This window comes from Hymenobacter sp. B81 (assembly GCF_044628455.1).
GTDB lineage: Bacteria > Bacteroidota > Bacteroidia > Cytophagales > Hymenobacteraceae > Solirubrum.
Map to the genome: position 1 here is coordinate 412,679 of NZ_JBIYZW010000002.1, position 24,928 is coordinate 437,606.

General features: G+C 64.0%; 24 protein-coding genes. 8 read left to right on the forward strand and 16 right to left on the reverse strand.

Features of this window, described 5'->3' with window-relative positions; genetic code table 11:
- Nucleotides 1–122: 122 nt before the first annotated feature.
- From ACE191_RS12850 to ACE191_RS12860, 3 genes are all read right to left on the reverse strand, one after another.
- On the reverse strand, nt 123–368 hold the full coding sequence (locus ACE191_RS12850; protein WP_400192635.1) for a hypothetical protein: 246 nt from the start codon (nt 366–368) through the stop codon (nt 123–125).
- Nucleotides 369–416: 48 nt separating this feature from the next.
- The gene (locus ACE191_RS12855; RefSeq protein WP_400192636.1) at nt 417–995 is read right to left on the reverse strand and encodes a DinB family protein; all 579 of its coding nucleotides are present in this window, start codon (nt 993–995) and stop codon (nt 417–419) included.
- Between the two features lie 131 nt (nt 996–1,126).
- Nucleotides 1,127–1,693 (reverse strand): Crp/Fnr family transcriptional regulator, encoded by a 567-nt coding sequence (locus ACE191_RS12860; protein WP_400192637.1) that lies wholly within the window; start codon nt 1,691–1,693, stop codon nt 1,127–1,129.
- 101 nt (nt 1,694–1,794) lie between these two features.
- Between ACE191_RS12860 and ACE191_RS12865 the strand changes: the two genes are divergently transcribed.
- Nucleotides 1,795–2,259, forward strand: coding sequence for an NfeD family protein (locus ACE191_RS12865; RefSeq protein WP_400192638.1), 465 nt, complete (start codon nt 1,795–1,797; stop codon nt 2,257–2,259).
- 80 nt (nt 2,260–2,339) lie between these two features.
- Nucleotides 2,340–3,341 (forward strand): flotillin-like protein FloA, encoded by a 1,002-nt coding sequence (gene floA / locus ACE191_RS12870; protein ID WP_400192639.1) that lies wholly within the window; start codon nt 2,340–2,342, stop codon nt 3,339–3,341.
- 237 nt (nt 3,342–3,578) lie between these two features.
- Here the strand turns inward: floA and ACE191_RS12875 are convergent, their stop codons facing one another.
- Nucleotides 3,579–5,639: an OmpA family protein gene (locus ACE191_RS12875; protein ID WP_400192640.1), complete on the reverse strand. Its 2,061-nt coding sequence runs from the start codon at nt 5,637–5,639 to the stop codon at nt 3,579–3,581.
- 235 nt (nt 5,640–5,874) lie between these two features.
- On the opposite strand from ACE191_RS12875, the gene ACE191_RS12880 reads away from it, so the two are divergent.
- On the forward strand, nt 5,875–7,932 hold the full coding sequence (locus ACE191_RS12880; protein ID WP_400192641.1) for a hypothetical protein: 2,058 nt from the start codon (nt 5,875–5,877) through the stop codon (nt 7,930–7,932).
- Between the two features lie 151 nt (nt 7,933–8,083).
- On the opposite strand, the gene ACE191_RS12885 is transcribed toward ACE191_RS12880, so the two are convergent.
- Nucleotides 8,084–8,905 (reverse strand): hypothetical protein, encoded by an 822-nt coding sequence (locus ACE191_RS12885; protein WP_400192642.1) that lies wholly within the window; start codon nt 8,903–8,905, stop codon nt 8,084–8,086.
- Between the two features lie 117 nt (nt 8,906–9,022).
- Here ACE191_RS12885 and ACE191_RS12890 point away from each other — a divergent pair, with 117 nt between their 5' ends.
- From ACE191_RS12890 to ACE191_RS12900, 3 genes are all read left to right on the forward strand, one after another.
- Nucleotides 9,023–10,009 carry an isopenicillin N synthase family dioxygenase gene (locus ACE191_RS12890; protein ID WP_400192643.1) on the forward strand — a complete coding sequence of 329 codons (987 nt, stop codon included), beginning with the start codon at nt 9,023–9,025 and terminating at the stop codon, nt 10,007–10,009.
- A 282-nt stretch (nt 10,010–10,291) separates the two neighbouring features.
- Nucleotides 10,292–11,494: a chromate efflux transporter gene (gene chrA, locus ACE191_RS12895; protein WP_400193412.1), complete on the forward strand. Its 1,203-nt coding sequence runs from the start codon at nt 10,292–10,294 to the stop codon at nt 11,492–11,494.
- Nucleotides 11,495–11,629: 135 nt separating this feature from the next.
- Nucleotides 11,630–12,016: an HU family DNA-binding protein gene (locus tag ACE191_RS12900; RefSeq protein ID WP_400192644.1), complete on the forward strand. Its 387-nt coding sequence runs from the start codon at nt 11,630–11,632 to the stop codon at nt 12,014–12,016.
- Between the two features lie 380 nt (nt 12,017–12,396).
- Here ACE191_RS12900 and rfbA read toward each other — a convergent pair whose 3' ends face one another.
- From rfbA to prmC, 8 genes are all read right to left on the reverse strand, one after another.
- Nucleotides 12,397–13,275 (reverse strand): glucose-1-phosphate thymidylyltransferase RfbA, encoded by an 879-nt coding sequence (rfbA, locus tag ACE191_RS12905; protein WP_400192645.1) that lies wholly within the window; start codon nt 13,273–13,275, stop codon nt 12,397–12,399.
- 46 nt (nt 13,276–13,321) lie between these two features.
- Nucleotides 13,322–13,672, reverse strand: coding sequence for a four helix bundle protein (locus ACE191_RS12910; protein ID WP_400192646.1), 351 nt, complete (start codon nt 13,670–13,672; stop codon nt 13,322–13,324).
- A gap of 35 nt (nt 13,673–13,707) precedes the next feature.
- Nucleotides 13,708–14,715 carry an SDR family oxidoreductase gene (locus tag ACE191_RS12915; RefSeq protein ID WP_400192647.1) on the reverse strand — a complete coding sequence of 336 codons (1,008 nt, stop codon included), beginning with the start codon at nt 14,713–14,715 and terminating at the stop codon, nt 13,708–13,710.
- Nucleotides 14,716–14,827: 112 nt separating this feature from the next.
- Nucleotides 14,828–15,883 carry a dTDP-glucose 4,6-dehydratase gene (gene rfbB / locus ACE191_RS12920; protein WP_400192648.1) on the reverse strand — a complete coding sequence of 352 codons (1,056 nt, stop codon included), beginning with the start codon at nt 15,881–15,883 and terminating at the stop codon, nt 14,828–14,830.
- A gap of 61 nt (nt 15,884–15,944) precedes the next feature.
- Nucleotides 15,945–16,967, reverse strand: a complete 1,023-nt coding sequence (galE, locus tag ACE191_RS12925) for a UDP-glucose 4-epimerase GalE (RefSeq protein ID WP_400192649.1) — start codon at nt 16,965–16,967, stop codon at nt 15,945–15,947.
- A gap of 97 nt (nt 16,968–17,064) precedes the next feature.
- Nucleotides 17,065–18,360: a nucleotide sugar dehydrogenase gene (locus tag ACE191_RS12930; protein WP_400192650.1), complete on the reverse strand. Its 1,296-nt coding sequence runs from the start codon at nt 18,358–18,360 to the stop codon at nt 17,065–17,067.
- A 10-nt stretch (nt 18,361–18,370) separates the two neighbouring features.
- Entirely contained in the window at nt 18,371–18,976 is a 606-nt protein-coding gene (locus ACE191_RS12935; protein WP_400192651.1) for an acyltransferase, read from the reverse strand.
- Between the two features lie 82 nt (nt 18,977–19,058).
- The gene (prmC, locus tag ACE191_RS12940) at nt 19,059–19,919 is read right to left on the reverse strand and encodes a peptide chain release factor N(5)-glutamine methyltransferase (protein WP_400192652.1); all 861 of its coding nucleotides are present in this window, start codon (nt 19,917–19,919) and stop codon (nt 19,059–19,061) included.
- A gap of 221 nt (nt 19,920–20,140) precedes the next feature.
- Here prmC and ribD point away from each other — a divergent pair, with 221 nt between their 5' ends.
- Both ribD and ACE191_RS12950 read left to right on the forward strand, forming a co-directional pair.
- A complete protein-coding gene (gene ribD / locus ACE191_RS12945; protein WP_400192653.1) occupies nt 20,141–21,199 on the forward strand; it encodes a bifunctional diaminohydroxyphosphoribosylaminopyrimidine deaminase/5-amino-6-(5-phosphoribosylamino)uracil reductase RibD in 1,059 nt (352 codons plus the stop codon).
- Nucleotides 21,200–21,361: 162 nt separating this feature from the next.
- Complete coding sequence (locus ACE191_RS12950) at nt 21,362–21,844, forward strand: GAF domain-containing protein (protein WP_400192654.1); 483 nt, start codon at nt 21,362–21,364, stop codon at nt 21,842–21,844.
- On the opposite strand, the gene ACE191_RS12955 is transcribed toward ACE191_RS12950, so the two are convergent.
- The 3 genes from ACE191_RS12955 to ACE191_RS12965 form a co-directional block, all read right to left on the reverse strand.
- Nucleotides 21,841–22,377: a hypothetical protein gene (locus tag ACE191_RS12955; protein ID WP_400192655.1), complete on the reverse strand. Its 537-nt coding sequence runs from the start codon at nt 22,375–22,377 to the stop codon at nt 21,841–21,843. The two genes, ACE191_RS12950 and ACE191_RS12955, sit on opposite strands and share 4 nt — an antisense overlap.
- 94 nt (nt 22,378–22,471) lie before the next feature.
- Nucleotides 22,472–23,152, reverse strand: coding sequence for a phosphatidylserine decarboxylase family protein (locus ACE191_RS12960; RefSeq protein ID WP_400192656.1), 681 nt, complete (start codon nt 23,150–23,152; stop codon nt 22,472–22,474).
- A 177-nt stretch (nt 23,153–23,329) separates the two neighbouring features.
- Nucleotides 23,330–24,619, reverse strand: coding sequence for a Glu/Leu/Phe/Val dehydrogenase (locus tag ACE191_RS12965; protein WP_400192657.1), 1,290 nt, complete (start codon nt 24,617–24,619; stop codon nt 23,330–23,332).
- Between the last annotated feature and the right edge of the window lie 309 nt (nt 24,620–24,928).

Consider the following 24,928-nt stretch of genomic DNA (forward strand, 5'->3'; position numbering starts at 1 on the left):
CACGGATTCTTGCGGATTCGACGGATTACGCGGATTTCTTAGCCCCACAAGCAAAAGCCCCAGGCGCCACGGTGCCTGGGGCTTTTGCTTGTGGGGCTAAGACCCGCATAACCAAGCCCTACTTACTGGGCGGCGGTAATGGCCCGGGCCAGGTCCTCGTCGGAGAGGCTTTCCTGCCAGTCCTTGCCTAAGTTCAGCCGTACGGTTTGGGCACCGCCGCTGGGCGTGCACACCACGGGCACCTGGCCCTGGTCGGTTTCGCTGCGCTCAACGGCCTCCTGGGCGGCGCAGCCGGCTACTCCGGCGTAGGCCTGCACGCAGGTCCAGGTGGTGTTATCGGTGGTGGTTACTTCGCGTTGGGTCATCATGGGCCTCCGATACGCAAAGCTGCGGTCCGCGTTGGCCGGCTCGATCGTTTATACGGCCAGCGTGGGCGCCGAGCTGAGCTGCCGCCCGACCTGTTGCACGCGCAGGGCCTGCTGCACGTGGCGCGTCTCGTGCAGCACTACGAACTCCAGAGCCTCGCCCAGGCGCAGCTTCAGCAGCTTGAAAAACTCCACCGGCACCGCCTTGCGGTTGAGGTCGGCGCCCCGGGCGGCGGCCAGCAGTTCCAGCAGCCGCACCTGGTGCTGCTGAAACTCGGTGAGCACGGCGCGGCTCAGGCGGCTGCCCGCCGGGTTCATGTGCTTCACGGTCTTGCTTTTCTTGCCGTTGTCGGGCCGCACGATGTCCAGCGACTTGGCGCCCAGCCAGCTGTAGGCTACCTCGGTTTCCGGGGTCATGCCCTGGGGCTGCTTGAGGGCACGGGCAAACGCGGGGTTGTAGTAGCGACTGTAACGGTTCAGGTGCTCCAGGCACTCGAGGATGCTCCAGCTGGCCGGCGTGGGCTTGAAGTTCAGGGCCTGGTCGTCGAGGCCGGCCAGCTGGTTGTCGACGGTGGTGTGCAGCTCCTGCACCTGGTTGCGCAGCTGCTGCAAAAGCGAGGTTGAGTTCATAGCGGTTGGGTTTATGCAAAAGTCGCCCCCGGCCCACGCGCAAACCTTGACCGCAATCAAGATTTCAGCCCTCCCCGTCAACCCCTTCCCCCCCTGATAACTAACAACCAACCCTAACAACCGCCTGCGCCTCAGCCGCCCAGGCGCAGGCGGCTCAGCGTTTCGGGCGTCATGCGCAGGTAGGAGGCAATGTACTTCTTGGGTACCAGCTGAAAGATGTGCGGGCTGCGCTGCAGCAGCCGTTGCAGGCGGCGCTCGGGCTCGGGCAGAAACAAGTCGATTTCGCGGTCGATACGGCCCACCAGCACCTTCTCCAGCTCCTCGCGCCAGAAGCGGGCAATGGCCGGAAACCGCTCGAGCAGGGCCGTAAAGTCGGTTTTGCTGATGCCCAGCAGCTCGCTCTGCCGCAGGGCCTGAATGCAGTACTCCGAGGGTGTGCCGTGCACGTAGGAGGCAAACGAGCAGGCCATGGTGTTGTCGTAGCAGAAGCCCACGCAGATTTCCTCGGTTTCGGTGGGAAAGTAAATGCGCAGCGCCCCGCTGTTGACGAAGTACAGCCCCCGTTCTACCTGCCCGTGCTGCACCAGAAACTCGCCGCGCCGCAGCCGCAGCGTCCGGCTCCAGGCGGCGGTCAGCGCCTCGATTTCGGCGGCGGTAAAGTAGGGGACGCGTTGCAGGGCCTCGGCCAGCAGAGCCATGGTGGAAAAGCGAAAAGGAGACGAGGGCGGAAGCTACGCAAAATGCCCTGGCAGCCGCGTTTGTGCGTATCTTTCAGCAAGACCTTTTTCCCCCTACGGTTATGGACTGGCTGCTGATTGTCGTTTTGCTGCTCTTCGGAGCTCTGTTCGTGGTAGCCGAAGTCCTGCTGATTCCTGGCACCACCATCGTCGGGCTGGCCGGCTTCGTGTTGCTGACGGTGGGCATCTGGCTGAGCTACCGCGACCTGGGCACGACCACCGGCCACGTGCTGCTGGGCTCGGCCACGGTGCTGGTGGGCGTGGTAGTGTGGCTGGGCCTCAGGCCGCAGTCGGTCAACCGTTTTGCCCTCACCACCCGCAACACCGCCCGCGTCGACGACGTGCGCCGCCCCGACGTGACCATCGGGCAGCTGGGCCGCACGCTCTCAGCTTTACGGCCGGCCGGCACGGTGCTGTTCGGCGACGAGCGGCGCGAGGCCACCACCCGGGGCGAGTTCGTGAACCCGGGAATGGAGGTGCGGGTGCTGGGCATTGAGCAGAACCGAATCGTGGTGGAACAGGCCTGAGTTTGCGCCGGCCGGCGCCCCCATGCGGGCAACCGGTAAAAAACGCGTAACTCGGGCTTTTCAACCGCTGCTGCCGCTCTATGGACTTTCCGCTGATTCCCGTGGTGCTGGGTGCCGTCCTGCTCCTGGTGTTCCTGTACTTCTTCCCCATCAGCCTCTGGATTACGGCCATCTTCTCCGGAGTGCGCGTGGGCCTGTTTCAGCTGGTGCTGATGCGCGTGCGCAAGGTGCCGCCCTCGCTCATTGTCAACTCGCTCATCACCTCCACCAAGGCCGGCATGAACCTGACGGCTAACGACCTGGAAACCCACTACTTGGCCGGCGGCAACGTACCTACGGTTATCAAGGCCCTGATTTCGGCTGACAAGGCCGGCATTCCGCTCTCGTTCAACCAGGCTACCGCCATCGACCTGGCCGGCCGCGACGTGTTCGAGGCCGTGACCACCTCGGTAAATCCCAAGGTCATTAACACGCCCAACGTGGCCGCCGTGGCTCAGGACGGCATTCAGCTCATTGCCAAAGCCCGCATCACCGTGCGCGCCAACATTGCCCAGCTGGTGGGCGGCGCCGGCGAAGAAACCATCCTGGCTCGCGTGGGCGAAGGCATCGTAACCAGCATCGGCTCGTCGATTTCGCACAAGGAAGTGCTCGAAAACCCCGACAAGATTTCCAAGCTGGTGCTGCAGAAGGGCTTGGACGCGGGCACGGCCTTCGAAATCCTGTCCATCGATATTGCCGACATCGACATCGGCGAAAACATCGGCGCCAAGCTGCAGATCGACCAGGCCAACGCCGACCTAAAGGTGGCCGAGGCCAAAGCCGAAGAGCGCCGCGCCATGGCCGTGGCCGTGGAGCAGGAAAACCGCGCCAAAACCCAGGAAGCCAAAGCCCGTGTGGTAGAGGCCGAAGCCGAAATTCCCAAGGCCATTTCCGAGGCCTTCCGCTCGGGCAACCTGGGCGTGATGGACTACTACAAGATGCGCAACGTGCAGGCCGACACCGACATGCGCGACTCCATTGCCAACCCCGGTGGCCAGAGCAGCTCTACCAAGCCCGGCCGCGACGAGCAGCGCCTGACGTAATGTGGGGGAATGTGCTGAATGTGGTGCGCTGCGCGCTAATGTGGAAAATGTGCTGAGGTGCCAATGAGTTGAGGTGTGCCCCAGAAACGAGAAGCCCCTTCCGGTTGCGGAAGGGGCTTCTCGTTTTTACAGCCGATACCAAGCAGCTTTTGCATCAACCCATTGACTAAGATCAGCACATTTCCCACATCAGCGTAGCGCAGCACATTAGCGCGTAGCGCAGCTCATTTCCCCACATTACTTCTTGGTAATCACGAACTCGACGCGGCGGTTGAGGCGGCGGGTTTCCTCCTGCTCGTTGCTGGCAATGGGCTTGGTGTCGCCGAAGCCTTCCACCGTAATGCGGCTGCCGGCTACGCCCTTGCTCACCAGGTACTTCTTCACCTCGTTCACGCGGTCAACCGAGAGCTTCATGTTCAGGGCCGGGTCGCCTTGGTTGTCGGTGTGGCCTTCCAGGCGAATTTCCACCTGCGGGTAGTTTTTCATGATGTTCACCAAGCGGCCCAGCTCGGGATAGGAGTTTTCGCGCAGGAAGTAGCGGCTCTGTTGGAAGAAGATGTTGTTGAGCTTGATTTTCTGGCCCACCTCGAACGGAATCAGGTACAAATCCTGGGTTTCCTCGGAGTAGGTGCGGCGGTCGGTAATATCCAGGTTCTGGTCTTCCGAGAGGTAGCCGGTGGCGTCGGCGCGGTAGCCGTAGTGGGCACCCACAGGCAGCACAATGGTGTAGGAACCGTCAGCGGGGTTGGTTTCCACCACGCCCACTTCCTCGCCGGTAATCAGGTTTTCGTAGCGCACGGTGGCCGTTACGGGCTTCTTGGTCACGGCATCGAGCACGCGGCCGCGCACCAGGGCCACCACTTCGGGCTTGTTCTTGGGCGTGAGAGCAATGCGGAAGATGTCGCGCGAGCCGTCGGTGCCGTTGCGGTCCGACACTAGGTAAGCGTCGTCGCCGGCGGCCGAGAGGGTGAAGTAGGCATCGTCGGCCGGCGAGTTGATGCTCGGGCCCAGGTTACGCGGCTTGGTCCAGTTGGTCCAGGAGTCGTCGAGGCGCTTGGCGTAGAAAATGTCGCTCTTGCCGTAGCCCGTGTGCCCGTCCGAGCCAAAGTACAGCGTCTTGCCGTCGGAAGCCAGGAAGGGGGCAAACTCGGCCTTCTTGGTGTTGATGTTGCCGCCCAGGTTCAGCGGGCGGCTCCACGAACCATCGGGCTGGCGCAGGCTCACGTACAGATCCTGCTGGCCCTTGCTGTCCTTGCGCTCCACGGCCATCAGCAGCTGCTTGCCCGAGGTCGTCAGAAAGAAGTCGACGTTTTCGGGGTCGTCGTTGTAGAAGTCCTGGATGTTGAGCTTCTGCGGCTGGCTCCAGCCCGTTTTGGTGCGCCGCGTGATGCTGGCGCCCTTGGGGTCGAGCGAGCCGTCGGGGTTGTACACGTTGATGAGCAAGGCCGAGCTGCCATCGGCCGAAACCGAGGCCAGACCATTCGGCCCGGGGGTGTTCACCGGTCCGCCCAGGTTTTTGGCCGGGTGCCAGGCTTTGGTTTTGGGGTTGGCCAGCGTCGAGTACCACACGTCCTGCCCGTCCTTGGCGCCGCCGGCGTTGCCCGGGGCGTACTGGCGGGCAAAGAACAGCGTGCGGCCGTCGGGCGCAATTACCGGGCGCACCTCGGTAAACTTGGTGTTCACGTTCGGCCCCAGGTTCACCATCGACGAGTCGAAGGCCACGGCGCCGGCTTCGCTGGAGGCGGGCTGGGTGCGGAAATCCTTTTTCACCATCACGTCGGTCACGTCGGCCACGCCGATGGCGTCGATCTGGTTGACGCCGTTGACCTTGGCCGTGTTCATCGTCACCACCACCCCGATGGTGCGGTAGGTGCCGGGGCTGAAAGTGACCTGCAGGGTGCGGAAGATTTCCGGAATCGGGCCCGGCGTATCGTTCTCGTACACCTGGTGCTTTTGCCCGCGGGTGTCCACCAACTCGATGCGGATGATGGAGCCGGGGTTGAAGTTCTCGACCACCGTCACCTGCCGGGCCACCACCGACTTGGCAAACTTCACCTCGATAAACTCCTTGGCGCCTTCCTTTTTTGGAATCCAGGCGTCGTTGCTGATCTGGCCCAGCGGCAGCGCGTTGGGCTCACCCAACACTTTCTCCGGTGAAAACGGCTCCTTGCCCTCGGCCTTTTGCGACGACACCTCTACGACTTTGGAGGCCCACACGGCGTGCTGGGCCCGGGCGCTGCTGCATATTCCCCCCACTATCCCCACGGTCATTCCCAATGATAGAAGTAGTTTCTGCATGCTGTTGAACGGTGGGTAGGTAGACATCAAGGCCGTGAACCATTGACGAGGTTCGCTCCCAAGACGTCCTTAAGTAACAGGAAGTTTCGAACGACTTCGAAAGCCAAGGCTAAAAGTACGTCCGGAAGCAGGCAAAATCATCACATAAGTATGTTACGTCCAGCGGCCTTTCACTTGCGGCCGGGGGCCAAATTGCCTACTTTGGGTAGCTTCGCGCCTATTTCCTTCCTGCCGCATGGGCCGCCTTGCCCGCCTGCTTTTTATTCCTGCCGCCGGTAGCTGCTTGCTGCCGGTCGGCCGCGCCGTGGGGCAGGATATCGTGGGACAGCCGGCGGGGGCCTCCCTCTCGCTGGCTCACTCCGACACGCTGCTGGGGCTGAGCGTGCGGGCCCGCCGGGTGGGCGTGAGCACCTTTACCCAACAGAGCGCGGCCTACGGGGGCCTCACCCTGGGCAGTCGCCAGCAACTGCGCTACCGGCTGCTCTCCGAGTGGGTGTACGACAGCCGCGGCCGGCCGCCCTTCGTGCGCGAAGACTACCGCGGCGACCTGCTGCACATCCTGCGGCTAGGCCGCTTCTGGCACGGCGGGCAGCAGGTGCGCTACGACTACAACCGCGCCAACGGCATCCGCACCGTCACCTGGCTGGGACGCCTGGGCTGGCAGCACCGTCTGCGACCCCACCACCCCACCGATACCGCCTCCACCGTGCAGGCCGTGCTGCTTGGCGGCCTCACCCATGATCTGCGTAACGGCCTGCAGGACCTGGGTCCCAGCTACGGAGCGGCCCTCACGGCGGTGTTCCGCCCGCTGCCGGGCCGGCCCGAGCCGGTGAGCGTGCAGCTCAGCGGCACCCGCACCCAGCTGGGCCCGCGCACCTGGGAGCGGGCCGTAGCCGATGCCTGGTACGAGCAGCAGCTCGACGAAAACGCCACCGCCGCCCTGCGCCTGGGCTACCGCCGCAACCGGGCCGAAGACTACGTGCTGGGCCCCGACCGGCAGCCGGGCAACGTGCAGCGCATTCAGAGCGACACGGCCGCGGCCCAACTGACCTGGAGCTACCAATTGGGTAGTCAGGCGGCCTTCCGCTCCGACAACACCGCCCTACTGCCCACCCGGCAGTTTCGCTACCGCCGCCTAAGCGCCGCGGCCGACACCCTGCAGAACGTGGGCTATCAGCAGTACGAGGTCGATACCCGTCAGCAAGTGTCTTTCACCCACAACCGCCTGCAGGCGCGGGGGGTGTTCGGCTACCACGAGCGGGCCCGCACCTACGGCCTCGACAACAACCGCCTGCTTTCCCCGGTCCGGCTGCGCACCGCCCTGGAGCGCGAGCAGATCAAGGACATCGTGGAGAAAACCACGCTCTGGCAGGGCGAGCTGACCTGGCTGCCCACGCCCCAGCAGGCGCTGGGGGTGAGTACCACTGCTCAACTGCTGCGGGTCGACACGCCCAGTGAGGCCAACGCGCAGGACCGCGACGAAGCCAGCAACCAGCTGCGCCTGAGTTGGACCGCTACCTGGCACCCCACTTTTCGCACTTCACTGGCCTTGTGGGGCGAATACCGGCAGTTCGTGTTCATTAAGGCCGAGCAAAGCGCCGAAAACTACACCGACCGCCTGCTGCACTGGGAGCCGGGCTTCAGCTGGGCGCCGGGCCGCTTCAGCTGGCGGGCCAGCTACCACCTGTGGGTGAGCTACCAGGTGCGCGACCGGGCCAGCGAGGCCAGCCGCAACCGCGCCAGTCGGGTGCTGGAGATGGAACAGCACCTGGGCTACCAGGTTACGCCCAACTGGCTGCTGACGGCCGACTACCAGCGCCGCGAGAACCGCATTGGCCTGCTGCGCTGGCCCGAGTTCCGCGAAAGTCCGCTCGACACCACCATCCTGCACGATTTGAGCGCCGGGGTGCGCCGCGGCTGGCAGTCGGCGCGCAGCCACAGCAGTCTGCGCGCCGGCTACCGTTTTTTGGAGCAGCGGGCCCACAATCGGGCTGCGCTGGTGCCCGAGGCCGCCGGCCCTGCCAGCCTGATTTTTCTGCGCACCCTCACCCGCCAGCACGGCCCCGAGCTGGCCTATGAGCGACGGGCGGGCGCTTTCACGCTCAGCGGCAGCTTCTGGCTGCAAAGCCTCGAAAACCGCTACCGCTACCACGCCGGCCAGGGCACCTTCGTGGGCACAAGCTACACCGCCGATGAACTCCGGCAACGCCAGAGCCGTCTGCTGCCTTACTTCGAGCTGCTGCTGGAATGGCAGGTACGCCGCGCCCGCCGCAGTGGCTACCGTTACTTTTAAGCCCTCACACCAGCGCCTGCTCACCGCTTGCAGCCTGTTTCGCCCGCGATAGTTGCTGGCTGTAAACCAATCTTAACGCAACCGCGCCCGGCTTCCCAAGCGGGAAACCGGGCGCGCGTCGGGCCAGCCGTTGATTGCGGGCACTACCAGCTTACTGGGCCAGCGTGAAGGTGCGGGTAACGGAGTTGAAGGGCCCGGGTACGGCGTTGCCGTTGGCATCAACCAGCTCCAGCTTCACCGTGTTCGCGCCCATCGGCAGGCCTTCCATTATGTAGGGAGCCCACTGGTCGAGCATGAACTCGGTGCCGTTGATAGTGGCGCGCACCTTGTTGCCGTCGGGCGAGAGGGTGGTGTTTACCAGGTAAAAGTCCAGCATCACCTTCTGGGCGTCCTTGCCGGTGTACTCGCCCTTGGGGCGGCTGTAGAACATGTGCGGGGCCGAGAGGTCGGCGTTCAGCGGCGTGGTTACCTTGCCCACGTTCACTACCCGCAGGTCGTAGGCAGTGCGGTGCTTCAGGCTCTCGTGGTAGGAGCGTGAGAGAAACGACAGCACCACGTGCTGGCCATCGGCCAGGGGCTTGGTAAACTCGGTGGTGTAGTGCGCCGTGTAGGGCTCGTTGTCCACGATGTTGTGAATGTGCTGACCCTGGGCCGAGTTGGCCATTTCCTCGCCGTGCTGGTGCCCGGTCATCTTCGTGAGCTGGAAGTTGGTCAGGTCGTAGTCGAAGGCCACGGTTCCGCTGGGCACGGTGGAGTTGGCGGCGGGCGTGTTTAGGCGTAGGCCGGCCGAAGGGAATTTCGGCGAATCGGTGAACGGCGTGAGCCGGATGCCGTTCTTCTCCATAGTGGCCGACGCTGCCGTAGCGCGAACTTGCTCGGCGGTGGCGGTGGCGGTGTCGGCTTGCTGGCGGGTGGTGTCGCAGGCGGAAAGGCCGAGCACGAGGGCGCTCAGCAGCCAAAAGGCTTGTTTCATGGGACTTCGGTGAAGGAGGAACAATGCAGCAAAAAGCGGTGCGCTGCACAAAAATGATTTTTTGAGTACCTTGCCGCAGTACGTAAGGTTTCCCCAAAAGTATATTTTGAATTCGCTATGAGCGAAAAATTGTTGGACGAAATTCCGTCGCTCGACCTCGCGGACTTCCGCTCGGGCGACCCGCAGCGCAAGGCCAAGTTCGTGCAGGACCTGGGCGAAGCTTACCAAAGCATCGGTTTCGTAGCGCTGAAGAACCACGGTCTGAACGACGAGCAGACCAGCAAACTGTACCAGGACGTGCAGGCCTTTTTCAGCCTGCCCGACGAGGTAAAGCAGCAGTACGAGAACCCCGAGCTCGCGGGCCAGCGCGGCTACATCAGCAAGGGCAAGGAGCACGCCAAGGGCCGCAACACCGGCGACCTGAAGGAGTTCTTCCACGTGGGCCAGGAGGTCGACGACCAAAACGACCCCATCAAGAACGATTACCCCGACAACATCTTCCCCAAGGAGATTCCCTCGTTCCGCGAAACCGCCCTGCAGACTTACCGCACGCTGGAAGCCGCCGGCAAAGACGTGCTGCGCGCCATTGCCCTGTACCTGCACCTGCCCGAGAACTACTTCGACGATAAGGTGCGCAACGGCAACTCTATCCTGCGCCCCATTCACTACTACCCCATCGAAAACCCCGATGCGGTACCGGCCGACGCCGTGCGCGCCGCCGAGCACGGCGACATCAACCTCATTACCCTGCTCATGGGCGCCTCGGCCGATGGCCTGCAGGTGAAGCGCCGCGATGGGAAGTGGATTCCCATCACGGCCCTGCCCGACCAGATTGTGGTGAACGTGGGCGACATGCTGCAGCGCCTGACCAACGGCGTGCTCAAGAGCACCATTCACCGCGTGGTGAACCCGGCCCGCGAGAAAATGAACACCTCGCGCTACAGCATTCCGTTCTTCATGCACCCGCGCTCGGAAATGAGCCTGGCGGCCCTGGAGCATTGCGTGACGCCCGACAACCCCAAGAAGGAGGCCGACATCACCGCCGGCGAGTTCCTCAACGAGCGGTTGATTGAGCTGGGTCTGAAGAAAAAGTCGACGATGTAAACCGCCCGGCCCGGGGGGGCGCAACCCCGCCGGCTGCCGGTCCCCGGTTGACTGCCGTGCTGCCACGACCCCTGCGGTTGTGGCAGCACTTTTTTTGGCCCGGCCCCACCGCGCTTTCATTCGTCCGCGGGCGAGCTGAAGCCGGTGAGAATCCGCCGATTATATCGGCCCCAAAGCCCGGCGCGAGCTTGCCGTTTCGACGGGATTGTGCTTCTTTACTTACCATCCCCCACCGCCCTACCCTTGCAGGAGTTTTTGGAAACCGAAGCACCGCCGGTTCAGCTGGCCCCGCCCCCGCGCGGCGACCGTACCCGCCGGGTGCGCGGCCTCATCTTCCTGAAAGACGTGGCGGCCCTGGGGCTGACAGCCTTTGGCGGCCCGCAGGCGCACACGGCCATGATGCTGCGCCTGCTGGTGGACAAGCGCCGCTACCTGAGCGCCGCCGAGCTGCTGGAGCTGGGCGCGCTGTGCCAAGTGCTGCCCGGCCCTACCTCCACCCAAACCATTACGGCGGTGGGCTTCCGCCTGGGCGGGCCCAACTTGGCCTACCTCACCCTGCTGGTGTGGATGCTGCCCTCGGTGCTGATCATGACGGCGGCCGGACTGAGCATGAGCTACCTCGATAAAGAGCAGGTGGCCCAGGTGGTGCGCTTCGTGCAGCCGGTGGCCGTGGGCTTCGTGGCGTATTCGGCCTACAAGATTGCCGAGAAGGTCATTCACACCAAGACGTCGGTGGCCCTGCTCGTGGTATCGGCCTGGACGGCTTACTTCTTCCAGCTGCCCTGGGCGCTGCCGCTGCTGCTGCTGGCCGGCGGGCTGGTTACCACCTTTCGCTACCGCAAGATGCCGCTGGTAAAGGATAAGCAGCCGCTGCAGATTGAGTGGGCCAACTTCGTGCTCTGGCTGGGGGTGCTGGTGGCGGCGGCCGTGCTGGGCCACTACACCCGCCTGCTGCCGGTACGTTTGTTCGAGAACTTTTACCGCAACGGCAGCCTGGTGTTTGGCGGCGGACAGGTGCTGGCCCCGCTGTTCTACGCCGAGTTCGTGGACTTCAAGGGCTACCTCACCGGGCCGGAGTTCCTCTCCGGCTACGGGCTGACGCAGGCCCTGCCGGGCCCCAACTTCTCGTTTGCCGCCTACGTGGGCGCGCTGGCCATGCGCGAGTACGGGCCGGGCGGGCAGCTGCTGGGCGCGCTGGTGGGGGCGGCCGGCATCTTCATGCCCGGTACCCTGCTCATCTTCTTCCTGATTCGCTTCTGGGACCAGCTTAAGCAGTACCGCGTCATCAAGGCCTCGCTCGAGGGCATCAACGCCGTGTCGGCCGGGCTGGTGTGCGCGGCCACCTTTCTGCTCTATCACCCCCTGCCCGACACCACCACCAACCTCACGCTGGTGGTGGCCACCTTCCTGATTCTGCTCTGGGACAAGGTGCCCTCCTACCTGCTCATCCTCGGGGCCCTGGCCGCCGGCGCGCTGCTGCGCTGAGGGCCCGCCCCCGGCGGGTTGATGCCCCAACGACCTATCGGTGGCTGTCCAGGGCCGGGGCATAAAGCCGCTCGCGGGCCGGCGTTTCTCTCCCCGGCCCGCTATCTTGTGAGCGTACTCTAACGCTCTTACTCGATGCCCATTACCTATATTCTCGTGAAGCGTGGCCAGCCCGGCGCCGCCCCCGCCGACAAGCAGCTGTACGCGCAGGCCAAAAGCACCGGCGAAACCACGGTGCGCGACCTGGCCGAACGCATCAGCCGCACCTCTACCCTGAGCACCGTCGACGTGCTGGCCGTGCTCGAAGCCTTCTTCCAGACGGTACCCCGCGAGCTGGCCGCCGGCCGCATCGTGCGCTTCGGCGAGTTCGGCTCGTTCCAGACCACCCTGCAGGGCGCCGGGGCCGCCACCGCGCCCGAATTCACCCCCGCCCACATCCACGAGGTGCGCGTGCGTTTCCGCCCCGGCAAGCTCTTCGGCCAGGCCATGCAGGCGGCCGAGTTGTGCCGCCTCGACGAGTAGGCACAACACCTCCATTCCGTCAGCGCCCCTAGGAGGGGGTACGGCCGGCCGAACAGCCGGGCCGGCTCATTCGGCGCACCCGGCTGGGTCGCTCAGGCCGGCCTGATGGGTTATTCCGGGCAGCATGACCGTGCATATCTGGCTGAACACACCAACGCTTCACCTGAAACGACGGGACGTCTTCGGCAACACATCCTATCGTCTGGGGGAAAAGACTGCGGTCTTTCACCGAAAAGACTGCAGTCTTTTGGGCAAAAGACCGCAGTCTTTTCCTCGTGACATAGTAATGTCTTCGGCCACTCGTCCTGTCGTTTGAAACAAGACGTGCTATCGTGCCGGGTGAAAGGTACCGGCAACCGCAGCCGGCCCGGGGCGGGGGCTTAGGTGCGCACCAGCAAGCTTTCGGGCAGGTGCATCAGGTAGTTGCCGTAGCCGCTCTTCTGCAAAGGCTCGGCCAGGCGGCGCAGCTGGTCGGCATCGATGAAGCCCTGGCGGTAGGCCACTTCCTCGATGGAGCCCACCTTCAGGCCCTGGCGCTGTTCAATGACGCGCACGAACTCGCCGGCCTGCATCAGGCTTTCGAAAGTGCCCGTGTCGAGCCAGGCGGTGCCCCGGCCCAGGATGCCCACCTTGAGCTTGCCCCGGCGCAGGTACTCCTGGTTGACGTCGGTGATTTCGTACTCGCCGCGGGCCGAGGGCTTGAGGGCCTTGGCAATGGCCACCACTTCGTTGTCGTAGAAGTACAGGCCCGGCACGGCGTAGTTGCTCTTGGGTTTGGCGGGCTTCTCCTCGATGCTCAGGGCCTGCTGGTTGGCGTCGAACTCCACCACGCCGTAGCGCTCGGGGTCCTGCACGTGGTAGGCAAAGACCACCCCGCCCTCCAGCTCGCTGTTTTGCTTGAGCAGCTGCTCCATGCCTGCGCCGTAGAAGATGTTGTCGCCCAGCACCAGGGCCACCTTGTCGTCGCCGATAAACTTTTCGCCGATGACGAAGGCCTGGGCCAGCCCGTTGGGCACCTCCTGCACGGCGTACTGAAAGTCGCAGCCCAGGTTTTTGCCGTCGCCCAGCAAACGCTGAAACGGCTCCTGGTCGTGGGGCGTGGTGATGATGAGAATCTCGCGGATACCCGCCATCATCAGAATCGACAGCGGATAGTAAATCATCGGCTTGTCGTACACCGGCATGAGCTGCTTGCTGACGGCCAGCGTGAGCGGGTGCAGCCGGGTGCCGGAGCCGCCGGCCAGAATAATGCCTTTCATGGTTGGTAGTGGGTAATTGGTAGTAGGTAATAGGATCTGTATCCTGCTACCGAAGAGTCTTCATGAGGGTGAAAATCATTTTCTGAACCGCAGTAGTCCGCTGGAGCACAACCATGCGCAAATCGGGTGAACCCAAAGCTAATCGGTCGGCAATTACGACCTGCGTGATGAGTTCGGAGCAGGAACCGCTGGCGTAGCCCAGAAACTGCACGAACTCGCCGTTGGTAGCGCGCCCGGCTCCTTCGCCGATGTTGGAGCCCACTGATACGGCAGCCCGGTTCATCTGGCTTACCAGGTTGAACTTCTCTTCCGGTGGAAACGTGCGGGTGAGCCGATACACTTCCACCGCCAGCTCAACCGCATCCTGCCACACGCGCAGCTTCCGGTAGTCATGCATCAGGAAACCATGCGGTAAGTCTTACTACCCACTACCTAATTCCTAATACCAATAAACTCCTGGTTTTCGCGGAACCATGCCAGGGTTTTCTGCAGGCCCTCGCGGATGCGCACCTGCGGCTGGTAGCCCAGCAGGCGCTCGGCCTTGCTGATGTCGGCCAGCGAGTCGCGGATGTCGCCGGCGCGGTTGGGGCCGTACTCGGGGGTGATGTCGACGCCGGCTTCTTCCTTGAGGATGTTGAACAGATCGTTCAGGGAGGTGCGGTCGGCCACGGCGATGTTGTAGACCTGGTTCACGGCCTCGGGGTTCTGCACCAAGCCGGCGCGGATGTTGGCCTGCACGCAGTTTTCCACGAAGGTAAAGTCGCGCGTCTGCCCCCCGTCGCCGTTGATGCGCGGGGGCTTGCCCTGCAATACCGCGTCGATGAACAAGGGAATAACCGCGGCGTAGGCACCGTTCGGGTCCTGGCGCGGGCCGAAGATGTTGAAGTAGCGCAGCCCGATGATTTCCATGCCGTAGGTTTTGCCAAACACGTCGGCGTACAGCTCGTTGGCGTACTTGGTCACGGCGTAGGGCGACAGGGGCTTGCCAATGCGGTCCTCGATTTTGGGCAGGTGGGGCGAGTCGCCGTAGGTGCTGCTGCTGGCCGCGTACACGAAGCGCTTCACGCCGGCATCCTTGGCGGCCACCAGCATGTTCACGAAGCCGCCCACGTTCACGTCGTTGCTCGTGATGGGGTCGTTGATGGAGCGCGGCACCGAGCCCAGAGCGGCCTGGTGCAGCACCACGTCGACGCCCTCGCAGGCCGCGCGGCAGGCCTGCGGGTCGCGGATGTCGCCGTCGATGATTTCCAGGGCCGGGTGACCTTCGAACAAACGCAGGTTCTTGCGGAAGCCGTTGGAGTAGTTGTCGAAGGTGCGCACCTTCTTCACCCCGTACTTGAGCAGGTACTCGACGATGTTGGAACCGATGAAGCCGGCCCCGCCGGTGACGAGGAAGGTCAGGTTATCGAGCGGCTGCTCGTGAAAGGGAGTTTCGTACATGTTCTTGTTGAATGTGAAAAATGTGTTGAATGTGCGAAGTGTGGCAAATGGAAGTAGGCGTCATTGAACTGCCTTATTCATCACCTTTGCCACACTGTCCACATTTCTCACATTATCGCGCGGCGTACTGCTGGCGGTAGTAGTCCTGGTACTGGCCGCTGGTAACGCGGTTCAGCCACTGCTGGTTTTCCAGGTACCAGTCGATGGTCTGGCGCAGGCCCTGCTCGAAGGTTACCGAGGGTTTCCAGCCCAGCTCCTGCATGATCTTGCTGGAGTCGATGGCGTAGCGCAGGTCGTGGCCGGCGCGGTCGGTGACGAACTTGATGAGCTGGCGCGAGCTGCCCTGGGGCTGGCCGGTTTTCTCGTCCATCACGTCGCAGAGCAGGTGAATCAGGTCGAGGTTCTTCCACTCGTTTACCCCGCCGATGTTGTAGGTCTCGCCCACCCGGCCCCGGTGAAACACCGCGTCGATGGCCGTGGCGTGGTCTTTCACGAACAGCCAGTCGCGCACGTTCTCGCCCCGGCCGTATACCGGAATCGGCTCCCGCTGCTGAATGCGGTGCAGGGCCAGCGGGATGAGCTTCTCGGGGAAGTGGTTGGGGCCGTAGTTGTTGGAGCAGTTCGAGAGCTTCACCGGCAGGTGGTAGGTGTGGTGCCAGGCCCGCACGAAGTGGTCCGACGACGCCTTCGACGCCGAGTAGGGCGAGCGGGGGTCATAGGCCGTGGTTTCGGTAAACAGCTCGGGACCCATTTCCAGCGAGCCATACACCTCGTCGGTGCTCACGTGGTAAAAGGTCTTGCCCGCGTAGCCCAGCGGCTGCCACAGGTTGCGGGCCGCGTTGAGTAGGTGCACCGTGCCCAGCACGTTGGTTTTCACGAAAGCCAGCGGGTCGGTAATCGAGCGGTCCACGTGCGACTCGGCCGCGAGGTGAATCACCGCGTCGGGCTCCTCGGTAGCGAACAAATGGTCGACGAAGGCCTGGTCGGTGATGTCGCCCTTCACGAAGCGGTAATTAGGCGCCTGCTCGATGTCGCGCAGGTTTTCCAGGTTGCCCGCGTAGGTCAGCGCGTCCAGGTTCAGAATCTGGTACTCGGGGTACTTGGTCACGAACAGGCGCACCACGTGCGACCCAATGAACCCCGCCCCGCCGGTGATGATGATTTTCATAGTCGATGAGTGAATAGGCCAATGAGTGAATGAGTGATTATCGGTCAGATACTTCGCTCATTCACTCATTGGACAAATTTTGCTGCCAGCGCCAGGCCGAGGCCAGCGCGTCTTCGAGGCTGGTGGAGGTGCGGAAGCCCAGCTGCTCGGCCGAGCGGGTTACGTCGGCGTAGATGGCCGGCACGTCGCCGCTGCGGGGCGGACCGATGCTGTAGTTGAGCGCCTGGCCGGTGGCTTTCTCAAAGGCTTTTACCACTTCCAGTACGCTGTTGCCGCGGCCGGTGCCCACGTTGTAGGTTTCCACCACGGGCCAGGTCAGCGTGAGCAGGCGCTTGATGGCCACCACGTGCGCCTGGGCCAGGTCGCCCACGTACAGGTAGTCGCGCACGTTGGTGCCGTCGGGCGTGTCGTAGGTGTCGCCGTTGATGGTGAGCTTCTCGCGGATGCCGGCGGCCGTCTGGGTGATGTAGGGCACCAGGTTCTGCGGCACGCCCAGCGGCAACTCGCCAATCAGGCCCGAAGGATGGGCGCCAATGGGGTTGAAGTAGCGCAGCAGCACCGTCTTGAACTGGTTACCCGGGGCCTGGTCCACGTCGCGCAGGATGTCCTCGCCCATCTGCTTGGTGCGGCCGTAGGGCGAACTGGCGGGCTTGGTGGGTGTCTCTTCGGTTACGGGCAGCTGGTCGGGCACGCCGTACACGGTGCACGACGACGAGAAAACCAGGTTCCAGACCTTGAACTCCTGCATCAGCTCCAGCAGCACCAGCAGAGAGCCCACGTTGTTGCGGAAGTAGGCCAGCGGCTTCTGCACCGACTCGCCCACGGCCTTGAAGGCGGCGAAGTGAATCACGCCCGCAATGTCGCCCTCACGCTCAAACACCTGGCGAAAGGCGGCCTTGTCGTTGCAGTCGATGCGGTGCACCGGCACGTCGGTGCCCACAATGGCCCGCAGCCCGCCCAGCACCGACTCCGAGGAGTTGGAAAAATCGTCGACGATAACCGGCTGGAAGCCCTCGGCGTGCAGCGCTACCACCGTGTGCGAACCAATGTAGCCCGCGCCACCCGTGACGAGTATCTTTTTCATTGTCAGGTTTTAGGGACTTAGGTAATAGGGCTTTAGGTCTTAGGCCTTAAGCATCCGGCTACCCGGCACCTAAACCCTAAGACCTAAGCCCTAAAGACTACAGGCTCCAGTACTGCAGTTCGGTCATCTTGTTGCGGAACATGCCTTTCACGTCCACAATCACGGCGCCGGGCGAGGTGATGGATTTGAAGTACGCCTCGTCATGCTCCGTGTAGGGCTTGTGGCTCACGGCCACCACCACGGCGTCGTAGTCGGTGCGCAGCTCGGCCTCGGGCGTGAGGCGGAAGCCGTACTCGTGGTGCAGCTCGTCGCTGTCGGCGTGCGGGTCCACAATGTCCACGTTCACCGAGAAGTTGCGCAGCTCCTGAATCACGTCGGCTACCTTGGAGTTGCGGATGTCCTCCACGTTTTCCTTGAAGGTGGCGCCCATCACCAGCACGTGCGCCTTGGCCACGTCCTTGCCCTGCTTGATCATCATCTGCACGGTTTTGCGCGCGATGTAGGCCCCCATGCCGTCGTTGGTGGTGCGGCCCGAGAGGATAACCTTGGCGTCGTAGCCCAGCTCCTTGGCCTTGTAGGTCAGGTAGTAGGGGTCGACGCCGATGCAGTGGCCGCCCACCAGGCCGGGCGAGAACTTGAGGAAGTTCCACTTGGTGCCGGCGGCTTCCAGCACCTCGAAGGTGTTGATGTGCATGCGGTCGAAAATCATCGACAGCTCGTTCATCAGGGCGATGTTCACGTCGCGCTGGGTGTTCTCGATGATCTTGGCGGCCTCGGCTACCTTAATCGACGAGGCCCGGTGCACGCCGGCGGTTACCACCAGCTCGTAGACCTTGGCAATGACGTCCAGCGACTCTTCGTCGCAGCCCGACACTACCTTCACGATGCGCGCCAGGGTGTGCTCTTTGTCGCCGGGGTTGATGCGCTCGGGCGAGTAGCCTACTTTGAAGTCGGAGGGGAACTTGAGGCCCGACTCGCGCTCCAGAATCGGAATGCAGTCGTCCTCGGTGCAGCCCGGGTACACGGTCGATTCGTAGACCACGTAGTCGCCGGCCTTGAGCACCTTGCCCACCGAGGTCGAAGCGCCGATGAGCGGCTTCAGGTCGGGCATGGCGTGCTCGTCGATGGGCGTGGGCACGGCCACGATAAAGAAGCGGGCCTCGCGCAGCACTTCCAGCGAATCGGTGAAAACGATGTCGCAGCCGTCGAAGGCTTCGGGCTCCAGCTCACCGCTGGGGTCCTGGCGGTTGCGCATCATGTCTACGCGCTGGGCGTTGATATCGAACCCGATGACGCTCAGGTGGCGGGCAAACTCCAGGGCGATGGGCAGGCCCACGTAGCCGAGGCCGATGACGGCCAGCTTGGCCTCTTTGTTTAATAACTGCTCGTACACGGGGAGGTCGTTACGCGTTTGGGGCGGGAGTAATACAAATGAGTTGGCTCTGCGAAGTAAGGCAGTACACCTCGCTGCTTTCGGGGCAGGCAGCGTAGCCCTTGGCGTCGAACTGCAGGCGGTGACCCAGGCGGCTCATCCACCCGCGGCGCTTGGCCGGGTTGCCGTACACCAAGGCGTAGGCCGGCACGTCCTTCGTGACCACCGAGCCGGCGCCCACGAAGGCATATTCGCCCAGCTTCACGCCGCACACGATGGTGGTGTTGGCCCCCACCGTCACGCCCCGGGCCAGCTTGGTGGCCTGATACTCGTGGCGGCGCGGCACGGCGGCGCGGGGGTTGCGCACGTTGGTGAACACCACCGACGGGCCCAGAAACACGTCGTCGGCGCATTCTACGCCGGTGTACAGGCTCACGTTGTTCTGCACCTTCACGTTGTGGCCCAGGCGCACGCCGTCGGCCACAAACACGTTCTGGCCCAGGCTGCAGCCCTCGCCCAGCTCGGCCCCGGCGCTGACGTGGCAGAAATGCCAGATGCGCGTGCCGGCCCCGATGCGGCAGCCCTCGTCGAGGATGGCCGTGGGGTGGGCGTAAAAATCAGCTGCTGAATCGGGCATGCAGGGAGGGTGAAGGGGATGGTTTTAGCCGGGCAAAGGTAGGCCTTTTCACGCATACCCGGTCCGGCCAAAATACCACGCGCTAGCCCGGCCAGTCGGCCCGCACCATGCGCGGCCGGCCCGTCAGGTCGGGCAGGGCCTGCACCTGCCGGTAGCCGCGGACCGCCAGCAGGCCCGCCGTTTCGGTGGGCAGCGCCTCGTTGATTTCGAAGTAGATGGCGCCGCCGGGCTTCAGCAGCCAAGTGCCCAGCTCGGCCAGCCGGCGGTAGAATAGCAGCGGGTCGGCGTTGGGCACAAACAGAGCCGTGGGCGGCTCGAAGTCCAGTACGTTGGCCCGCATCAGGGCCCGCTCCTGCTCGCGCACGTAGGGCGGATTGCTCACCAGCACGTCGAGGCTAGCCGGGGCCAGGCCGGGCGGGTCCTGAGCCAGAATATCGGCCCGTAGCCACTGTACTTGCGGGGCGTGGCGCTGGCCGTTGCGCCCGGCTACGGCCAGCGCCTCGGTCGATACGTCGAGCCCCCACACTTGGCTTTGGGGGAGCAGGCGGGCCAGGGCCAGCGGAATGCAACCCGAGCCGGTGCCCACATCGAGCACGCGCAGCCCGCGGCGGCCGGCCTGCTCACGGGCAATCAGCTCGACCAGCTCCTCGGTTTCGGGGCGCGGAATGAGGGTGGCCGGGGTTACTTCCAGCGCCACCCCGGCGAAGTGGGCCACGCCCAGCACGTACTGCACCGGCTCGTGGCGCAGCAGGCGCGGCAGCAGTTCTTCGGCCCGGGCCTGCACCGCGGCGGGCACCGGCTCGGCGGCGCGCACGCGGCGCTGCAGGGCATCGAGCCCGAGCAGGTGCTCCACCACCAGCGCGGCCACGCTGGCGGCTTCAGGTGCCGGGTACAGGGTTTGTAGTTGCTGGCTGAGGTGGTCGGTAAGCTGGCGAATCGTCATAGCCCGGCAAAGGTCGGGCCTGGGCGGCCCCCGCCCAAGCCGCGGCACCCCAGCCGGCCGTTGCGGAATAGGTCCCGGAGGGCTCATGCGCACTGCACCAGTGCTTCGGGACTGCTCAGGAACTGTCTTACCGTGCGTACCAGCCTTGTGGGACTGGTTTGGGGCCAAAGTCGCACCCAACGTCGGCGGCAAAATCCCGATACCGGCTTACTTTGCCTGCTATGGCTGACTCCGCACTCGACTTCTCCCCCACCGACACCCTGCTGATGCGCCGGGCCCTTGATCTGGCGCTGCTGGGCACCGGCCACGCCCGCCCCAACCCGCTGGTGGGCTGCGTGGTGGCCGATACCAACGGCCGCATCGTGGGCGAAGGCTGGCACCGGCAGTTCGGCGGCCCGCACGCCGAGGTAAACGCCCTGGGCGCGGTGCCCACCGGAGTCGACCTGGGCCAGTGCCGGGTGTACGTGACGCTGGAGCCCTGCTCGCACCACGGCAAAACTCCGCCCTGCGCCGATTTGCTCATTGCCCGCGGCGTGCGCGACGTGGTGGTGTGCAACCTCGACCCCAACCCGCTGGTGGCCGGGCGGGGCCTGCAGAAGCTGCGCGAGGCCGGCGTGCAGGTGCGCACCGGCCTGCTCGAAGCCGAGGGCCGCTGGCTGAACCGCCGCTTCTTCACCGTGCAGGAGCGGCAGCGCCCCTACTTCATCCTGAAGTGGGCCGAGTCGGCCGACGGCTTCGTGGCCGGTCCCGAAGGGCGGCCGGTGGCCATCAGCGGCCCTACGGCCAAAATGCTGGTGCACCGCTGGCGCACCGAGGAGCAGGCCATTATGGTGGGCACGCGCACGGCCCTCAACGACAATCCCCAGCTGAACGTGCGCGAGTGGCCTGGCCCTAACCCCCTGCGCCTGGTCATCGACCGCAACCTGACGCTGCCAGCGTCCCATCACCTGCTCGACGGCAGCCAGCCCACCGTCATCTACACCCACGGCCGGGGCGAGGACGCCGCCAACCGCACTTTCGTGACCTTGCCCCCCGCCACCGACCTGCTGCCCGGCATCCTCGACGATCTGAACGCCCGGCAGGTGCAGTCGGTATTGGTGGAAGGCGGTCCGGCCCTGCACGGCCAGCTGCTGCTCGCGGGTTTGTGGGACGAAATCCGGGTGCTGCGCAGCCGCCACGTGCGCATCGGCGCCGGCGGCGTGGTGGCCCCGCCCCTGAGTTTGACCGGCCTGCGCGAGCGGCGCGACATCGGCCCCGACGAGCTGTTCGTCTTTTATTAAGGGGGGACAGGTGACAGGTGACAGGTGACAGGTGACAGGTGACAGGTGACAGGTGACAGGTGACAGGATGGTACTGGCACCTAGGGCCGGCGTTGCACCTTCGCGGGCTATTTTTGTTGCTGACTTGTTACCTGTCACTTTTCACCTGTTACCCTGAGCCCAATGGCTGAAGACCTGCTCATCGACCGTACGCTTTCCAAAGCCCAGCAATACCAGGCCCTGCTGCCCCAGATTGAGGCCCTGACCACCGGCGAAACCGATCTGGTGGCCAACCTGGCCAACACCATGGCTGCCCTGCGCGAAGCCTTCAACTTTTTCTGGGTGGGCGCCTACCTGGTGAAAAACGACGAGCTGGTGCTGGGTCCCTTCCAGGGCCCGGTGGCCTGCACCCGCATCCGCCGCGGCAAGGGCGTGTGCGGCAGCTCCTGGGCCGAAGCGCGCACCCTGCTGGTACCCGACGTGGAGCAGTTTCCCGGCCACATTGCCTGCAGCAGCGCCTCCCGGTCGGAAATCGTGGTGCCGGTGCTCAAGGAGGGCACGGTGGTGATGGTGCTCGACGTGGACAGCGACCAGCTCGACGACTTCGACGAAACCGACCAGCAGTACCTCGAGGAACTGGCCCGGCTGATGGCCCGCTGGTTTTAAGCCAGCGCCAAAGCCGGCTCGGGCTGCAAGGCCTTGGCTCGGTGCCAGAGCAGCTGACCCCGCTCATCCACCACTCCCAGCGGCAGCAGCAGCGCGTCGTTCAGGGCGTTGAGTAGCTCTAGCGCCCCGGCTTTGACGCCTTGCCGCTCCGCTTCCGTATCGGCCGGGACGGAATGGGGCGAAAAGTCGGTTAAGGCGCGCAGAAAGGTGTAGCCCCGGCGCACCAGGTGCTGGCACTCGGCCAGGTGGTGGCCGTAGGCTTCGTCGCGAGCCAGCACGCCCAGCAGCAGCTGCACCAAAGCCCGCTTGCCCAGCCGGGGCAGGTCGAGGTGCGGGGCCAGCGTTTCCTGCAAAGCCAGGGCGCCGTGGCCTTCCGCGTAGTCGACCGCCTGCAGGGTGTGGTAGTCGGCGGCCGGCAGCAGCCGGGCCAGGGCGGGGCGCTGGCTCACCCACTGCCCGAAGGCCGGAGTAGAGAGCTGGGCGTGCAGCCACTGCATGTACTGGAGCTCCAGCTCGAAACGGACGATTTCCATGGGACCAGGCGAGAAGGTGAATAAACAAAACGCCGGCCCGGCTGCGCTATTGCAGCCGGGCCGGCGTTTTGTTTTGAAGCTCAGCCGTTTAGATCTAGAAAATACTGGGGTTGGTGGTCTTGAGCTGGGCAATAACGGTCTGGCCGCCCTTTACCTTGTCGCCAATCTGCACCTTCATTTCGGTGTCAACAGGCACGAAGATGTCGACGCGCGAGCCGAACTTGATGAAGCCGAACTCCTCGCCCTGGCTGACTTCGTCGCCCTCGTTCACGTACCACACGATGCGGCGGGCCATGGCGCCGGCAATCTGCCGGAACAGCACCTGCGGCCCGGCTTCTGACTCCACCACCACCGTGGTGCGCTCGTTCTTGGTGCTGCTCTTGGGGTGCCAGGCCACCAGGTACTTGCCCGGGTGGTAGCGGAAGTACTTCACGATGCCCGACACCGGGTTGCGGGTGATGTGCACGTTGATGGGCGACATGAACACGCTGATCTGCTTGCGCACGTCGTCGAAGTACTCGGGCTCGTGCACGTCCTCAATCACCACCACCTTGCCGTCGGCCGGGGCAATGACCAGGTCTTCGTGGGTGAGCAGGTTGCGGAAGGGACTGCGAAAGAATTGCAGCAGCAGCAGAAAGGCCACCACCGAAATCACCGCAAACACAGTGTTGAAGCCCTCGGCCCGCGCGTTGTAGCGCTGCAGCAGCAGGTTGACCGCCAACAGGGCCAGTGCGGTGAAAAACAGGATACGGCGACCTTCTTTGTGGATTTTCATACGGATGCAGCAAGGGGCACGGTCTCGGTAAAAGCCTGGCAGGCCAGCCGGGTTCCGAAACGGCCCATCCAGCGGCCAAAGGCGCCGCGGATGGGCCGTATTCGGGCAGAAGCAGCGGCGCCGTGCCAGCGCCGCCGCCGAAAGTAGTGCGAAGTTTGGCTTCGCCCTGGTACTAGCTTAGTAAGCGCCGCGGAACTTGTAGGTCTGCGCCACTTTGTCGATGGCTACCACGTAGGCGGCGATGCGCATCGGAATGTTGTATTTCTGGCTGGTGGCGTACACTTTCTCGAAGGCATCGTTCATGATGCGGTCGGCGCGCTCGGTCACCATCTGCTCGGTCCACTTAAAGCCCTGCTTGTTCTGCACCCACTCGAAGTAGGATACGGTTACGCCGCCCGAGTTGGCCAGGATATCGGGCACCACCATGATGCCCTTCTCGTTGATGATGGAGTCGGCCGAGGCCGAGGTGGGGCCGTTGGCACCTTCCACGATGAGCTTGGCCTTGATGCGGTCGGCGTTGTGCTCGGTGATGACGTCTTCGACGGCGGCGGGAACCAGCACGTCCACGTCGGCCAGCAGCAGGTCATCGGCGTTATCCATGAGCTGGGCACCGGTGTAGCCGTCGAGGCGGCCGTTGTGGGCGTTCTTGTAGGCAATGGCCTCGTCCACGTTGATGCCGTTTTCGTTCCAGTAGGCACCCGATACGTCGCTGACGGCCTTGATGGTAACGCCCTGCTCGCTGAGCAGCTTGGCGGCCCAGGAGCCCACGTTGCCGAAGCCCTGTACTGCGGCCGTAGCCTTGGTGGGGTCCATGCCCAGCTTCTTCATGGCGGCCAGCGCCGATACCATTACGCCGCGGCCGGTGGCCTCGGTGCGGCCCAGCGAGCCGCCCATTACCAGGGGCTTGCCGGTTACCACGGCCGGGGTAGTCATGCCGTTGGTCTTGGAGAATTCGTCCATCAGCCAGGCCATTTCGCGGGGACCGGTGCCCATGTCGGGAGCCGGAATGTCGCGGTCGGGGCCGAACACGTCCTTCATGGCCAGGGTGTAGGCGCGGGTCATGCGCTCGATTTCCCCGGGGCTCATGGTGGTGGGGTCGCAGATGATGCCGCCCTTGGCGCCGCCGTAGGGAATGTCCACCACGGCGCACTTCCACGTCATCCACGCGGCCAGCGCCTTCACCTCGTCGAGGTGCACGTTTTTGTCGTAGCGGATGCCGCCTTTCGAAGGGCCCAGAATGGTGTTGTGCACCACGCGGTAGCCTTCAAACACCTGGACTTTGCCGTCGTCCATGGTGACGGGAATGCTCACGATGACTTGCTTATCAGCGGCTTTGAGCACGTTGTAAGTCTGTTCATCGAGCCCCAGAATGTCGGCCGCGATATTGAAGCGCGACATCATTGATTCGAGGGGATTTTCGCGGTCCACAATGGGGGCCGGCTCTTTATACACCGTGGTGACAGCCATGCTTCTGTGGGTGAGGAGGTAAGAAAGTGGGGAAATGGGAGAAATGGTTTCCGCCCGCACCCGGCCCAGGGGCCAGCGGCGGGCGGAAAAGGGCGGGCCAAAGGTAAAGGGTTTCCCGCATACGCAGAAAAAGGCCCCGGGGGTGCCCCGGCACGCCGCCACCGGCCAGCCAGGACCTGATGCCAGCCCGGCCCCCACCACTGTTTTATCCTATTCACCCATTCGGCCCGAACTCGCCGTAACCGGTTCTTTTGAACGAAGGCACAACGAACGCACTCCGTACGGAAAGCGAATCTACTCCCGGGTCGT

Excerpts from the sequence above, each read along its gene's own strand:
- ACE191_RS12850 (WP_400192635.1), bottom strand. The coding sequence starts at position 368 with ATGATGACCCAACGCGAAGTAACCACCACCGATAACACCACCTGGACC.
- ACE191_RS12855 (WP_400192636.1), bottom strand. The coding sequence starts at position 995 with ATGAACTCAACCTCGCTTTTGCAGCAGCTGCGCAACCAGGTGCAGGAG.
- ACE191_RS12860 (WP_400192637.1), bottom strand. The coding sequence starts at position 1,693 with ATGGCTCTGCTGGCCGAGGCCCTGCAACGCGTCCCCTACTTTACCGCC.
- ACE191_RS12865 (WP_400192638.1), top strand. The coding sequence starts at position 1,795 with ATGGACTGGCTGCTGATTGTCGTTTTGCTGCTCTTCGGAGCTCTGTTC.
- floA (WP_400192639.1), top strand. The coding sequence starts at position 2,340 with ATGGACTTTCCGCTGATTCCCGTGGTGCTGGGTGCCGTCCTGCTCCTG.
- ACE191_RS12875 (WP_400192640.1), bottom strand. The coding sequence starts at position 5,639 with ATGCAGAAACTACTTCTATCATTGGGAATGACCGTGGGGATAGTGGGG.
- ACE191_RS12880 (WP_400192641.1), top strand. The coding sequence starts at position 5,875 with ATGGGCCGCCTTGCCCGCCTGCTTTTTATTCCTGCCGCCGGTAGCTGC.
- ACE191_RS12885 (WP_400192642.1), bottom strand. The coding sequence starts at position 8,905 with ATGAAACAAGCCTTTTGGCTGCTGAGCGCCCTCGTGCTCGGCCTTTCC.
- ACE191_RS12890 (WP_400192643.1), top strand. The coding sequence starts at position 9,023 with ATGAGCGAAAAATTGTTGGACGAAATTCCGTCGCTCGACCTCGCGGAC.
- ACE191_RS12900 (WP_400192644.1), top strand. The coding sequence starts at position 11,630 with ATGCCCATTACCTATATTCTCGTGAAGCGTGGCCAGCCCGGCGCCGCC.
- rfbA (WP_400192645.1), bottom strand. The coding sequence starts at position 13,275 with ATGAAAGGCATTATTCTGGCCGGCGGCTCCGGCACCCGGCTGCACCCG.
- ACE191_RS12910 (WP_400192646.1), bottom strand. The coding sequence starts at position 13,672 with ATGCATGACTACCGGAAGCTGCGCGTGTGGCAGGATGCGGTTGAGCTG.
- ACE191_RS12915 (WP_400192647.1), bottom strand. The coding sequence starts at position 14,715 with ATGTACGAAACTCCCTTTCACGAGCAGCCGCTCGATAACCTGACCTTC.
- rfbB (WP_400192648.1), bottom strand. The coding sequence starts at position 15,883 with ATGAAAATCATCATCACCGGCGGGGCGGGGTTCATTGGGTCGCACGTG.
- galE (WP_400192649.1), bottom strand. The coding sequence starts at position 16,967 with ATGAAAAAGATACTCGTCACGGGTGGCGCGGGCTACATTGGTTCGCAC.
- ACE191_RS12935 (WP_400192651.1), bottom strand. The coding sequence starts at position 18,976 with ATGCCCGATTCAGCAGCTGATTTTTACGCCCACCCCACGGCCATCCTC.
- prmC (WP_400192652.1), bottom strand. The coding sequence starts at position 19,919 with ATGACGATTCGCCAGCTTACCGACCACCTCAGCCAGCAACTACAAACC.
- ribD (WP_400192653.1), top strand. The coding sequence starts at position 20,141 with ATGGCTGACTCCGCACTCGACTTCTCCCCCACCGACACCCTGCTGATG.
- ACE191_RS12950 (WP_400192654.1), top strand. The coding sequence starts at position 21,362 with ATGGCTGAAGACCTGCTCATCGACCGTACGCTTTCCAAAGCCCAGCAA.
- ACE191_RS12955 (WP_400192655.1), bottom strand. The coding sequence starts at position 22,377 with ATGGAAATCGTCCGTTTCGAGCTGGAGCTCCAGTACATGCAGTGGCTG.
- ACE191_RS12960 (WP_400192656.1), bottom strand. The coding sequence starts at position 23,152 with ATGAAAATCCACAAAGAAGGTCGCCGTATCCTGTTTTTCACCGCACTG.
- ACE191_RS12965 (WP_400192657.1), bottom strand. The coding sequence starts at position 24,619 with ATGGCTGTCACCACGGTGTATAAAGAGCCGGCCCCCATTGTGGACCGC.